The sequence below is a fragment of the Acidovorax sp. SUPP3434 genome (assembly GCF_030159015.1).
Classification (GTDB): domain Bacteria; phylum Pseudomonadota; class Gammaproteobacteria; order Burkholderiales; family Burkholderiaceae_C; genus Paracidovorax.
In genome coordinates this window covers 72,015-84,346 of record NZ_BQXL01000011.1, presented here as the reverse complement: position 1 = coordinate 84,346, position 12,332 = coordinate 72,015, and the positions used below count along the sequence as shown (strand labels likewise).

Genomic DNA, 12,332 nt, shown 5'->3' with positions numbered 1-12,332 from the left:
CCCAGGTCAAGGGTTTCCCGGGAAGGCTGCGGCACATTGGGCAGGCACAAGGAAATCCCATGATCGCTGTCACCCCTGAACTCCTGCGCCGCTTCGACGTGCCCGGCCCCCGCTACACCTCCTACCCGACCGCCGACCGGTTCGTGGAGGCCTTCGGACAGGACGAATACGTTCTCGCGCTGCAGCAGCGCCGCCTGGGGTCGGCCGCCAAGGCATTGCCCTTGTCGCTGTATGTGCACATTCCCTTTTGCGAGTCGCTGTGCTACTACTGCGCCTGCAACAAGATCATCACCCGCCACCCCGAGCGGGCCGAGGTCTACCTGCGCTACCTCAGCCGCGAGATCGACCTGCACACGGCCCAGTGCGGCGTGGGGCAGGTGGTGAGCCAGTTGCACCTGGGCGGAGGAAGCCCGACGTTCCTGTCGGACGACGGCCTGCGGTCGCTGATGGCCATGCTCCAGCGCAGCTTCACGTTCGCGCCCGGCGGCGAGTATTCGATCGAGATCGATCCGCGCACGGTGGACGCGGGCCGGCTGGCGCTGCTGGCGGAGCTGGGCTTCAACCGCCTGAGCTTCGGCGTGCAGGACTTCGACCCCGAAGTGCAGAAGGCCGTGCACCGCATCCAGCCGGCGAGCCAGGTCTTCGACCTGGTGGCCAGCGGGCGGGCGCTGGGCTTCGAGTCCATCAACGTGGACCTGATCTACGGCCTGCCGCGGCAGACGCCCGAGTCCTTCGAGCGCACGCTCGAGCAGGTGGTCCGGTTGCGGCCCGACCGCATCGCGCTGTATGCCTATGCTCACCTGCCCGAGCGCTTCAAGCCGCAGCGCCGCATCGTGCCGGCCGACCTGCCGCTGGCGGCGTCGAAGGTGGCCATGCTGTCGCAATCGCTGCGGTCGTTCCAGGACGCCGGCTACGTCTATGTGGGCATGGACCACTTCGCGCTGCCGGGCGACGCGCTGGCCGTGGCCAAGCGCCAGGGCCGGCTGCACCGCAACTTCCAGGGCTACAGCACCCAGCCCGATTGCGATCTGCTCGGCCTGGGCGTGTCGGCCATCGGCCGCGTGGGCGCCACCTACAGCCAGAACGCCAAGACGTTGGACGAGTACTACGACTTCATCAACCAGGGGCGCCTGCCGGTCGTGCGCGGCCTGGCGCTCACGCGCGACGACCTGGTGCGCCGCTCCGTCATCATGGCGCTGATGTGCCAGGGCGAGGTGCTGTTCGAGCCGGTGGAGCAGGCGTGGCTCATCGATTTCCGGCAGTACTTCGCCACCGAGCTGCAGGCGCTGGAGGATCTGCAGGCGCAGGGCCTGGTCGTGCTCGGCCAGGAAGGCATCGAGGTCACGGCCATGGGCTGGTTCTTCGTGCGCGGCGTGGCCATGCTGTTCGACCGCTACCTGCAGGCCGACCGCAACCGTGCGCGCTTTTCCCGCATCATCTGAACCGGAAGGACGCCGCCATGCCTGACACCCTGGTCTGGACCGCATTGGCCATGGGGCTGGCGGGCGGTCCGCATTGCCTGGCGATGTGCGCGGCGCCCTGCGGCGCGCTGGTGCGCGCGGGTGGCCTGGGCCAGACCACCGCGCCAAGCGGGGGGGCGCAGCCGGTGCGGTGGGCGGGCCGTGGCGCGGCTTTGCCGGCGGGGCGCGTGTGGACGCGGCCCTTGGCCTTCCATCTGGGTCGGCTGGCCGGGTACGCCCTGGCGGGCGCGATGGCGGCCTGGGCCATGGACCGCCTGGCCTGGCTGACCCAGCAGGCGGCTGCGCTGCGGCCGGCCTGGACGCTGCTGCACGTCGCCGTGCTCGCCTGGGCCGTGCTGCTGGTGTTCCAGGCGCGTCAGCCGGCCTGGGTGGACCACGCGGGGCGCGTGCTGTGGCAGCGCGTCGCCCCCTGGGTACGCTCGCCCGGCGGCCTGTTTTCCACGGGCTTGGCCTGGGCCTGCATGCCCTGCGGCCTGCTGTATTCCGCGCTGCTGCTCGCGGCCTTGACCGGAAACCCCTGGCGCGGGGCGCTGGCCATGGTCTGCTTCGGCGTGGGTGGCACGGCCTGGCTGGTGGCCGGCCAGTGGCTCTGGCAGCGGCTGCGGGGCGGTGGTGCTGCCGGGGATGCCCGAGGAGGGTGGGGCGTGCGGCTGTCCGGCCTGTTGCTGTTCGGAATTGCCGCCTGGGGGCTGTGGATGGACGTTTTCCACCGCCAGGCCGAGCCCTGGTGTCTCTAGCCAAGCCCTTCGAACAGGGGGTTAACAACGGCTATCGTGATCGGGGTTCGTGAAGTTTTTGACATTTGATTCGGGGGTGTATTAACTGGTGATAATGGTTACCAATACCCCGGCGTCCCCGTGGCGCCTTCCGGCGCCCCCCGAAAGTGACTAATCCCCTTCTCATCGATGTCGGCCGGCTGCGTGTAGGCATGTACATTCAGCTCGATCTGGGCTGGATGAACCACCCTTTTCCGGTTAGCAGTTTCCGCATCGCCTCGCCGGAGCAGATCAGTACCCTCGCCGCCCTGGGCCTGTCCCAGGTGCGGTGGATTCCTTCCAAAAGCGATCCGTCGGTGCAGGGCCTGCTGCCGCCCGGCCACCCTTCCGCGCCCGATCCCGTGACCGAAGCCGCCCGGGCGCCCGTGGAGACAGGGCCTTCGATCGCCCAGGCCTCCATGGCGGAGTTCCGCGAGCGCATCAAGGCGCAGAGCCGCTCCCTGGCCGCCTGCGACGAGCGCTTCGCGCGCGCCACGCGGGTGTACGAGCGCCTGGCCACCAGCGCCGAGCAGGACCCTTCGGAGGCGCGCGCCTCCACCAACGCGCTGGTGTCCAGCTGCGTGGATGAGCTGCTCGACCAGGGCGACTCCGCCATCCGCCTGCTCTCGGAGCGGGTGGGCACGCGCGCGGCGCTGCATTCGGTCAACGTGATGGTGCTGTCGCTGCTGCTGGGCAAGGCCCTGGGCCTGTTGGGCGACGACTTGCAGCCCCTGGGCGCGGCCGCGCTGCTGCATGACCTGGGCAAGATCACGCTGCCGCCCCATGTGGCCCAGCCGCATTCCGCACTGGGCCCGGCCGACCAGGCCCTGTACGAGGCGCATGTCGGCGAATCGGTGGTGCTGGCAGAGCGCATGGGCCTGAGCACCGCCGTCATCGAGGCCATCGCGCATCACCATGAAATGGCCGATGGCACGGGCTTTCCGCTCCAGCTCAAAGGGGCCGACATCTCCCGCGAAGGGCAGGTGCTGGCCCTGGTCAACTACTACGACCGGCTGTGCAACCCGCTGCGGGGCGCCAATGCGCTGACCCCGCACGAGGCGCTGTCGGTGATCTTCGCGCAGCACAAGCAACGGTTCGACGCCGTGGTCCTGCGGGCCTTCATCCGCATGATGGGCGTGTACCCACCGGGCTCGATCGTGCAGCTCGTGGACGACCGCTATGCCATCGTCACGGCCGTGAACTCCGCCCGCCCGCTGCGGCCCAAGGTGATCGTGCACGAGTCCGGCGTCTCCAAGGACGATGCTCTGGTGATCGACCTGGAAGACCAGCCGGCGCTGGGCATCCGCCGCAGCCTGCGGCCCGCGCAGCTGCCGCGCGATGCGCTCGACTACCTGTCGCCCCGCAAGAGGATCTGCTACTACTTCGAACGGGCCGTCGACGCCGCGCCGACCGGGGCCCGGACGTGATCCGCGGTCCGCAAGGCAGCGTGTGGCGCGCCGTGTTCGACGGGTTGCTGGAGGCCGTGTGGCTGGTGGAGCCCGAGGGGCTCACGGTGCGCTTCGCCAATCAGAGCGCGGCCGCGCTGCTCGGGCGCTCCCCCGAAACCATGGAAGGCGCGGACGCCGTCGAACTGCTGGCCTGCACGCCGGAAGACCTGTACTTCTGGGCGCAGGACCGCGATGCGCTGATGCGCGGCATCCAGTCGCATTCCGGCCTGCTCGGGGGCGACGGCCAGTTCATTCCGGTGGACCGGCGCGTGTCGCGCGTGGATTCGCCCGCGGGCGAGGCACTGCTGCTGGTGACCATGATCGATCGCCGCGAGCAGGCCTCGACCGAGCGCGAGCTGGAAATCCTGCTGTCGGAGTTGCGCGCCACGCTCGACTCCGCGGCCGATGGGATTCTGGTGTGCGACATGGGCGGGCGCATGCGGGCCTTCAACCAGCGGTTGGCGCAGCTGTGGGACATGCCCGAGAACCTCCTCGTGCAGCGCAACGACGCCGCCGTGGTGGCCCACATGCAGCAGCAGGTGGCCGATGCCGATGCCTACCGGGCGCGGCTGTCGTCCATCGCGCTGGAGCCGGGCCGCGACACCACCGACATCCTGCACCTGCGCAACGGCACCATCATCGAGCGCCGCTCGGTGCCGCAGCTGAGCCAGGGTCGGCCCGTCGGCCGGGTGTTCTCGTTCCGCGACGTGACGCTCAACGCCGAGGCGCAGGCCAGCCTGCGGCTGGCCGCGCGGGTGTTCGATTCCAGCCTGGACGCCATCTTCATCGCTGACGACCGGCACCAGATCGTGCGCATGAACCCGAGCTGCGAGCGGCTGATCGGCGCGCCCGCGGTCGCCTTGCAGGGCGTGCCCGCGGTCTCGCTCTTCGGAGCCGAGGGCGCGCAGCCCGGCTGGATGGAACACGTCCTGGCGGCGTGGGAGCGCGACGGCTTCTGGGAGGGCGAGCTGCGCCTGCCCGAGGGCGGCGCGAACGGGGCCGCGCGACGGGCCTGCGCGGTGCACCTGTCGTGGGTGGTGCTGCGCAGCGAGACGGGCAATGCGCTGCAGAGCATCGGCTTCATGCGCGATCTCACGCAACAGCACGCGGCCCGCACGCGCATCGAGGAACTGGCCTACAGCGACGTGCTCACCGGCCTGCCCAATCGGCTGCGCCTGTCGCGCCGCGTGGGCGAAGCCATCGACGCGATCCAGCAGGGACCGCGCCCGGACGCCGGCACCTTCGCCATCCTGTTCGTGGACCTGGACCGTTTCAAGATCATCAACGACTCCCTGGGCCACCTGTTTGGCGATCGCGTGCTGCAGATCGTGGCCAAGCGCCTGCAGGGGTGCCTGCGCCAGAGCGACATGCTGTGCCGCCTGGGCGGCGACGAGTTCGTGGTGTACCTGCACGGGGGCGATGCCGCGATCGCCGAAGGCGTGGCGCGGCGCATGCTCGAGGACATGCTGCGCCCCTTCATGCTCGACGGCATGGGGTTTTCCATTCAGTGCAGCATCGGGGTGGCGCTGTACCCGCAGGACGGCGAGACGCTGGACGACCTCATCAAGCAGGCCGACACCGCCATGTACCGCGTGAAGGAGCGCGGCCGCGGAAGCTACGGCTTCTACCAGCCGCAGATGAATGCCGACCTGCTGTCGCGCATGAAGCTCGAACACGCCATGCGCCAGGCCCTGGGCCAGCAGCGCATGGTGGTCCACTACCAGCCGCAGGTCGCCATGGCGACCGGCAGCGTGGTGGGCGCCGAGGCGCTGCTGCGCTGGACCGATCCGGAACTGGGGCCCATTTCGCCGGGCGTTTTCATTCCGCTGGCCGAAGAGTCCGGCTACATCATCACGCTGGGTTCATGGGTCATGGAGCAGGCCGTGCAGGAGGCTGCGCGCTGGATGCGCTCGGGCTCGCCGCTCGTGATGGCCGTCAACGTGTCGGCGCTGGAATTCCGCCAGCCCGATTTCGTCGATCGGCTCACGCAGCTTTTGCTCAAGCACGGCCTGCCGGCCTCGCTGCTCGAACTGGAGCTGACCGAGACCATCCTGCTGCAGGATGCGCTGGAGATGGAGCAGCGCCTGCAGGCGCTGGCCGAACTGGGCATCGGCCTGGCCATCGATGATTTCGGCACCGGCTATTCCAGCCTGGCCTATCTGAAAAAGCTGGCGATCCACAAGCTCAAGATCGACCAGTCGTTCGTGCGGGGGTTGCCCGACGACGACGGCGACCGCGCGATCATCAATGCCATCGTGCACATGGGGCGCGCGCTGCACATCGAAGTGGTGGCGGAGGGCGTGGAAACGCAGCAGCAGCGCATGGCGCTGGAGCAGATGGACTGCCGCTACTTCCAGGGGTATCTGTGCGCGCCGGCGATGCCGGCCGAAGCCTTCAGAAGCCTGCTGGTGAGCCGCCAGAGCTATTCGTGGGGACTGTCGACGCCGGCGTGAAAACCGCCGGGCCGTGGGAGAAACAGGTGTCTGCGAATGCCACCGGACCGGCATCCTGAACCGGGGGTTCAGGTGGGCGAGGGCAGCCAGGCGTTGGGTTCATCTGACGCGAGATGATCACGCTCACCGGGCAATGTACCAAGCCCGTGCTCAATGAGCATTGGTTCAAGGAAATATAAAGCCCGGCAGCACCGCAGACGTCTCCATTGTAGGCGCTGCATGCACGGCGCGCGAGCGGCCGTTGCGTAACCCTTTTTAAAGAAGGCGGCCGTCGTCGCCGAGCGCATCGTCCAGCCGGCGCAGCAGCAACTGCATCTGGCCGGACGGGTCGCCCGCCAGCGAGGCGTGAGAGGCGTGCAACGGCGCCGGGGCATCGGTGGATTGCGGGCCGGCGGCCGGGGCCAGCGGCGCGGGCTCCGTCGGGGCTGCCGCCTGGGCCTGTGCAGCGGACGCCAGATCGGCCTCTTCGCGGTCGGCGATCTCGAAGGCCAGGTTGAGCGCTGCCAAAACGGCGATGCGCTCGCGGGCCCGCACCTTGCCGGCATCGCGGATGCGCGTCATGGCGGTGTCCACGCGTTCCACGGCCTGCAGCAGGCGCGATTCGTGGCCCTCGGGGCAGCCCAGCAGGTAGCTCTGCTGCATGATCTGGACTTCGATCTGCTTCATTCGGCGTCCTTCGAGGGGGGCGTCGCAGGCAGGCTCTCCAGCAGCGCGTCCACACGGGCGCGCGCGGTGTTGAGCCGGGATTTGAGCGAGTCTCGCTCCTGGGTGAGATGGACCACCTGGGCGGTCAGCAAGGCATTGGCGCGTTGCAGTTCCGCATGGCGCAACAGCAGCCGCTCCACGCGTTCGGCGATCTGGTCGATGGGAGAGGATGGATCCATACAGTCGCAATTGTAGGGTTGGCGCCACCACCCGCCCATCCGGCGGCGTTTACAGGCTGCAACACCCGTAAAATCCGCGGGTTGGTGCTCGCAGCATGGTTCGCATGCTGCAGTTCAACGGGAAGCAGGAAGGTTGCGTTCGCCAGAGCGCGCCGTGCCTGCGCTGCCCCCGCAACGGTCAGCGGACGGGTCGGCCCTTTTCTCCGACTCACTCTCCAGCCATGAGCCACTGGGCGCCTTGAACAAGCGCCTGGGAAGGCGCTGGAGGGCGCTCCGCCAGCCCGGATACCGGCCAACAACGTGGCCGCGCTTGGGGACCGCCATGGTCCTGAAGGCGCGGCTGTTTCGCCCAATGCCGGCGGGGAAGCCGGCGCGGGGATGTTTGCCAGTCTGTCTGTTTCCATGAAAAAGCCCTTGTTCCCCGCGCGCGCCGCTGCCATTGCCGCTGCCGTGCCTTCCTCGCCCCTGCGGCCTGCCGCCCTGGCTGTTTCCCTGGCCCTCACGTTCGCCGCCGCACCTGCCGCCCAGGCGCAGGACGCCCCCGTGCTGCTGGCGCAGAACCAGCGCGTGCCCTCCCTGGGCGAAACCGTGGTGGCCGCCACGCGCACGCCCCAGCCGCTGGCCGACCTGGTGGCCGATGTGTCCGTGCTGGACCGCGAGGCCATCGAGAACAGCGGCGCGACCGGCCTGGCCGACGTGCTGGCCCGCCTGCCCGGGGTCGAGATGGTCCGCAACGGCGGTCCGGGCAGTGCCACCAGCCTGTACCTGCGCGGCGCCGAGACGCGCTTCACGGCCGTGTACATTGACGGCGTGCGCATGGACTCGCAATCCACCGGCGGTGCGCCGTGGGAGGCCATTCCGCTGGCCGTCATCGACCGCATCGAGGTGCTGCGCGGCCCGGCGGGCGCGGTGTACGGCTCGGACGCCATCGGCGGCGTGGTGCAGATCTTCACGCGCCGGGGCGAGGCCGGCACCGCTCCCTACGTGGGCGTCGGCGTGGGTAGCCAGGGCACCTACAAGGCCGAGGCCGGCGTGAGCGGTGCCAGCGGCGCGGTGGACTATGCCGTGGGCCTGGCGCGCGAGACGAGCCAGGGCTTCAACGCCCGCACCGTCGCCACGCAGAACCCCGACAAGGACGGCTATCGCCGCACGTCCGGCAACGCCCGGGTGGGCCTGCAGATCGATGCAGTCCACCGCCTGGAAGGCACGCTGGTGGCCAGCGAGATGAACTCCGGCTACGACACCCTGCCGCTGGGCAACGACGACCGCAACCTGCACAAGATGCACGCCCTCGGCCTGAACTGGGCCGCGAAGTGGAGCCCGCAGTACACCACCCGCGTGTCGGTCACCGACTCGCGCGACCGCTACGAGACGCGGCCTTCGGTGTACCTCACCGACACGCGCCTGCGCGGCTACCTGTTCCAGAACGAATGGCGCCAGGGCCCGCACCTGGTGACGGCGGCCCTGGAGCGCCGCGAGGACCACCTGGAGAACGCGCCCATCGACCGCAAGCGCTCGCAAGACGCGCTCGCGCTGGGCTATGGCTTCAATGCCGGCGGCCACACGCTGCAGTTCAACGTGCGGCACGACTCCGACAGCGAGTTCGGCGGCCAGAACACCGGCAGCGCCGCATACGGCTATGCCATCACGCCGCAGTGGCGCGCCACCGCGTCCGTGGGCACCTCGTTCCGCGCGCCCACGCTGTACCAGCGCTTCAGCGAATACGGCCTGGCATCGCTCAAGCCGGAAGAGGGCCGCAATGCCGAGGTGGGCCTGCGCTGGGCCGAGGGCGCCGGCACCTTCTCGGCCGTGGCCTACCGCAACCGCGTGAAGAACCTCATCGTGTTCGGCGGGGCGGGCGGCTGCCCGTCCAATTTCGGCTGCTATGCCAGCGCCGCACGCGCCAAGTACGACGGCGTGACGCTGTCAGGCTCGTACAAGGTGGCCGGCGTACAGTTGCGCGGATCGGTGGATTTCCAGAACCCGCGCGACGAAGACACGGGCCGGCTGCTGGCACGCCGCTCCAAGCGCCACGGCACGCTGGGGGCCGACACGCAGGTCGCCGGCTGGACGCTGGGCACCGAAGTGCAGGCCTCGGGCCGGCGCTTCGACACCGCGGCCAACACCACGGTGCTGGGCGGCTACACGCTCGTCAACCTGTATGCCAGCACGCGCATCGCACGCGACGTGACGCTGCTGGCGCGCGTGGACAACCTGGCCGACAAGGATTACCAGCTGGCCCGCACCTATGCCACGGCGGGGCGCACGTTCTATGCGGGCCTCAAATGGGCGCCGCAATGACCGCGGCGCAGCCAGCGATGAAGAACCCATGAGGGCGAGGGGAGAAGCAGCGCGAGAAGAAGAAGCGGCTGGCATGGCGGGCAGCGTGGGCTGTCCCGCCATTGCCATCGCCGCACCCGCGTCCGGCCAGGGCAAGACCACCGTGACGGCGGCGCTCGCGCGGCTGCACGCGCGCCAGGGGCGCCGGGTGCGGGTCTTCAAGTGCGGCCCCGATTTCCTCGACCCCTGCTGGCACCAATTGGCCAGCGGCGCCCCGGTGCACCAGATCGACCTGTGGATGACCGGCGAGGCCGACATCGCCCAGCGCCTGCATGCCGCCGCGCGCGAGGCCGACCTGATCCTCATCGAGGGCGTGATGGGCCTGTTCGACGGCGCCCCCAGCCTGGCCGATCTGGCGCAGCGCTTCGGGCTGCCGGTGCTGGCGGTGGTCGATGCGTCGGCCATGGGCGCCACGCTGGGGGCCGTGGTGCACGGCCTGCGGCACTACCGCGCGGGCCTGCCATGGGCCGGGGTGCTGGCCAACCGCGTCGCCACCGAACGCCATGCCGACCTGCTGCGCGCAGGTCTCAACGATCCCGCGGACTGGCTGGGCGCGCTGCCGCGCGTGCAGCGGGATGCCCAGGACGGTGCGACCAAGCCTGCCGCCTCCGTGCGGGCGCGGGCCGGCCTGCTGCCCGAGCGGCACCTGGGCCTGGTGGCCGCACACGAGCTGGCCGATGGCCTGGCGCGGCTGGACGCCGCGGCCGATGCGCTGGCGGCCACGCCGCTCGGGCGCCTGCAACCGCACGAACTGCAGCGCTGGGCCGTGCGCTTTGCCGCGCCCGAGCGGCCCGAGCCTGTGCCGCCGCTGCTGGCGGGCCGCACGGTCGCGGTGGCGGACGATGCGGCGTTCTGCTTCATCTACCGCGCCAACCTGGACACGCTGGAGGCGCTGGGCGCGCGGGTGGTGCGGTTTTCGCCGCTGGCCGATGCCGCGCTGCCGCCGTGCGATGCGGTCTGGCTGCCCGGCGGCTACCCCGAGCTGCATGCCGACCGCATCGCCGGCCACACCCGCATGCAGGCCAGCCTGCGGGCGCACGTGCAGGCCGGCCGCGCGGTGTGGGCAGAATGCGGCGGCATGATGGCGCTGTTCGAATCGATCACCCTGGCCGACGGCCAGCACCGGCCCCTGTGGGGGCTGCTGCCGGGCCGCGTGGCCATGCAGAAACGGCTGGCGGCCCTGGGGCCGCAGCAACTGGACGTGGACGGCCACGTGCTGCGCGGCCACACCTTCCACTACTCCACCTGCGACAGCCCGGCCCCGGTGCGGGCGCGCACCGAGCGGCCCGCGCACGCGGGGCCGCCCGGCCCGGGCGAGGCGTTGTACCGCCATGGCAGCATCCACGCGAGCTACTTCCACGCCTGGTTTCCGTCGAGCCCGCGCGCGGTGGCGGCCCTGCTGGGCGCCGGCCCGGATGCGCCACGGGGGGCGGCATGAGCAGCCCTGGCCCCATTGCCGCCAGCGAGCTGATCCTGGGCGGCCAAAAGAGCGGCAAGTCGCGCCGTGCCGAACTGCTGGCGCGCCAGTGGCTGGCCGATTCGCCCACGCACCGCGCGCTGCTGATCGCCACCGGGCAGCCCTGGGACGACGAGATGCGCGAACGCATCGCGCGCCACCAGCGCGACCGCGCCGAGCGCGTGCCCGGCCTGCGCACGCTGGAAGAGCCGCTCGACCTGGCCCGCGCCATCGCCCGCCACGGCAGCGCCGATACGCTGATCGTGGTGGACTGCCTCACGCTCTGGCTCACCAACTGGCTGATGCCGGCCCCGGCCCCAGCGCCGGTCTCGGAGGGGACGGAACCAAATCAGCCTCCAGCGCATGATTGGCTAGGGCAGTGCGCTATGTTTTTAGGAGCAATCCACCAGGCCCCCGGCCCGGTGGTGCTGGTGGGCAACGAGATCGGCCTGGGCGTGATTCCCATGGGCCGCGAGGTGCGCGCCTTCGTCGATGCACTGGGGAGCCTGAATCAGCGCGTGGCCGAGGCCTGCCAGCGCGTCACCCTGGTCGCGGCGGGCCTGCCGCTCACGCTGAAGGACACACCATGACGCACCGCTTCTTGCGACGCCTGCGCTGCCATGCCGCTCGCCGGTGGCCCGCGGGGCTGGCGTTGGCGGCTTTCGTCTGGATGGCCGGTGCCACGGCCGCGCAGGCCTTCGAGGTGACCGATGCGCGCGGTCGCACCGTCGCATTCGCCCAGCCGCCGCAGCGCATCGTGAGCCTGCTGCCCTCGCTGACGGAGAGCGTGTGCGAGCTGCAGCAATGCCAGCGCCTGGTGGGGGTAGACCGCTACTCCAACTGGCCCGAAGCCGTGCAGCGCCTGCCCCAGGTGGGCGGTGGCATCGATCCGAACATCGAGGCCATCGTGGCCCTGCAGCCCGACGTGGTGCTGCTGGCCACCAGCTCGCGCGCCAGCGACCGGCTGGAGGCATTGGGCCTGAAGGTGGTGGCGCTGGAGCCCAAGACCCATGCCGACGTGCGCCGCGTGCTCGCCACGCTGGGCCAGCTGCTCGGCGTGCCGCAGGAGCAGGGGGCCGACCGGCTGTGGCGCGTGATCGACGCCGGCGTGCAGGCCGCCACGCAGTCGCTGCCGGCCCGCGCGCGCGGGGCCCGCGTGTATTTCGAGGTGAGCCGGGGGCCGTATGCGGCGGGCACGGCGTCGTTCATCGGCGAGACGCTGGCGCGCCTGGGCGCGCGCAACGTGGTGCCGCCCGAGTTGGGCCCGTTCCCGCGGCTGAACCCCGAGTTCGTCGTGCGAGCGCGGCCCGACGTGATGATGGTGGGCAACCGCAGCATGCAGTCCATGGCGATGTACCCGGGCTGGAACAGCCTGAAAGCCGTGCGCGAGCAGCGCGTGTGCCTGTTCGGCCCCGGCGAGGCCGACGTGGTGGTGCGCCCCGGCCCGCGCATGGCCGAGGCCGCGCGCATCATGGCGCGCTGCCTGGCGGACAAGGCGCCATGAGCGTGCCCCCG

At 70.5% G+C, this 12,332-nt stretch carries 10 protein-coding genes and 1 riboswitch; of the genes, 8 read left to right on the top strand and 2 right to left on the bottom strand.

The genetic code is table 11. The features are described from left to right. Positions 1–59: 59 nt before the first annotated feature. From hemN to AVKW3434_RS17000, 4 genes are all read left to right on the top strand, one after another. Entirely contained in the window at positions 60–1,442 is a 1,383-nt protein-coding gene (gene hemN, locus AVKW3434_RS17015; protein ID WP_284406782.1) for an oxygen-independent coproporphyrinogen III oxidase, read from the top strand. 17 nt (positions 1,443–1,459) lie between these two features. Continuing rightward, positions 1,460–2,218: a sulfite exporter TauE/SafE family protein gene (locus AVKW3434_RS17010; RefSeq protein ID WP_284406781.1), complete on the top strand. Its 759-nt coding sequence runs from the start codon at positions 1,460–1,462 to the stop codon at positions 2,216–2,218. 146 nt (positions 2,219–2,364) lie between these two features. Then, positions 2,365–3,663 carry a cyclic di-GMP phosphodiesterase gene (locus tag AVKW3434_RS17005; RefSeq protein WP_284406780.1) on the top strand — a complete coding sequence of 433 codons (1,299 nt, stop codon included), beginning with the start codon at positions 2,365–2,367 and terminating at the stop codon, positions 3,661–3,663. Further along, on the top strand, positions 3,660–6,137 hold the full coding sequence (locus tag AVKW3434_RS17000; RefSeq protein WP_284406779.1) for a sensor domain-containing protein: 2,478 nt from the start codon (positions 3,660–3,662) through the stop codon (positions 6,135–6,137). The genes AVKW3434_RS17005 and AVKW3434_RS17000 overlap by 4 nt, the downstream gene beginning before the upstream one ends. Before the next feature lie 255 nt (positions 6,138–6,392). Here the strand turns inward: AVKW3434_RS17000 and AVKW3434_RS16995 are convergent, their stop codons facing one another. Next, positions 6,393–6,803: a cell division protein ZapA gene (locus AVKW3434_RS16995; protein ID WP_284406778.1), complete on the bottom strand. Its 411-nt coding sequence runs from the start codon at positions 6,801–6,803 to the stop codon at positions 6,393–6,395. Further along, the gene (locus tag AVKW3434_RS16990; RefSeq protein WP_272548299.1) at positions 6,800–7,021 is read right to left on the bottom strand and encodes a DUF904 domain-containing protein; all 222 of its coding nucleotides are present in this window, start codon (positions 7,019–7,021) and stop codon (positions 6,800–6,802) included. Before AVKW3434_RS16990 ends, AVKW3434_RS16995 begins: the two co-directional genes overlap by 4 nt. A 66-nt stretch (positions 7,022–7,087) precedes the next feature. After that, positions 7,088–7,332, top strand: a riboswitch (cobalamin riboswitch). A 91-nt stretch (positions 7,333–7,423) separates the two neighbouring features. On the opposite strand from AVKW3434_RS16990, the gene AVKW3434_RS16985 reads away from it, so the two are divergent. The 4 genes from AVKW3434_RS16985 to AVKW3434_RS16970 all read left to right on the top strand — a co-directional run bounded on the left by AVKW3434_RS16985 (position 7,424) and on the right by AVKW3434_RS16970 (position 12,321). Then, on the top strand, positions 7,424–9,322 hold the full coding sequence (locus AVKW3434_RS16985; protein ID WP_284406777.1) for a TonB-dependent receptor domain-containing protein: 1,899 nt from the start codon (positions 7,424–7,426) through the stop codon (positions 9,320–9,322). Positions 9,323–9,395: 73 nt separating this feature from the next. Further along, a complete protein-coding gene (locus AVKW3434_RS16980) occupies positions 9,396–10,799 on the top strand; it encodes a cobyrinic acid a,c-diamide synthase CobB (RefSeq protein WP_284406776.1) in 1,404 nt (467 codons plus the stop codon). After that, positions 10,796–11,407 carry a bifunctional adenosylcobinamide kinase/adenosylcobinamide-phosphate guanylyltransferase gene (locus tag AVKW3434_RS16975; protein WP_284406774.1) on the top strand — a complete coding sequence of 204 codons (612 nt, stop codon included), beginning with the start codon at positions 10,796–10,798 and terminating at the stop codon, positions 11,405–11,407. The genes AVKW3434_RS16980 and AVKW3434_RS16975 overlap by 4 nt, the downstream gene beginning before the upstream one ends. Then, entirely contained in the window at positions 11,404–12,321 is a 918-nt protein-coding gene (locus AVKW3434_RS16970) for an ABC transporter substrate-binding protein (protein WP_502869108.1), read from the top strand. Before AVKW3434_RS16975 ends, AVKW3434_RS16970 begins: the two co-directional genes overlap by 4 nt. Positions 12,322–12,332 lie beyond the last annotated feature (11 nt).

Bases quoted from the DNA above. Each gene is read 5' to 3' on its own strand.
- AVKW3434_RS17010 (WP_284406781.1), top strand. From the start codon at position 1,460: ATGCCTGACACCCTGGTCTGGACCGCATTGGCCATGGGGCTGGCGGGC.
- AVKW3434_RS16980 (WP_284406776.1), top strand. From the start codon at position 9,396: ATGGCGGGCAGCGTGGGCTGTCCCGCCATTGCCATCGCCGCACCCGCG.
- AVKW3434_RS16970 (WP_502869108.1), top strand. From the start codon at position 11,404: ATGACGCACCGCTTCTTGCGACGCCTGCGCTGCCATGCCGCTCGCCGG.
- AVKW3434_RS16995 (WP_284406778.1), bottom strand. From the start codon at position 6,803: ATGAAGCAGATCGAAGTCCAGATCATGCAGCAGAGCTACCTGCTGGGC.
- AVKW3434_RS16990 (WP_272548299.1), bottom strand. From the start codon at position 7,021: ATGGATCCATCCTCTCCCATCGACCAGATCGCCGAACGCGTGGAGCGG.
- hemN (WP_284406782.1), top strand. From the start codon at position 60: ATGATCGCTGTCACCCCTGAACTCCTGCGCCGCTTCGACGTGCCCGGC.
- AVKW3434_RS16985 (WP_284406777.1), top strand. From the start codon at position 7,424: ATGAAAAAGCCCTTGTTCCCCGCGCGCGCCGCTGCCATTGCCGCTGCC.
- AVKW3434_RS16975 (WP_284406774.1), top strand. From the start codon at position 10,796: ATGAGCAGCCCTGGCCCCATTGCCGCCAGCGAGCTGATCCTGGGCGGC.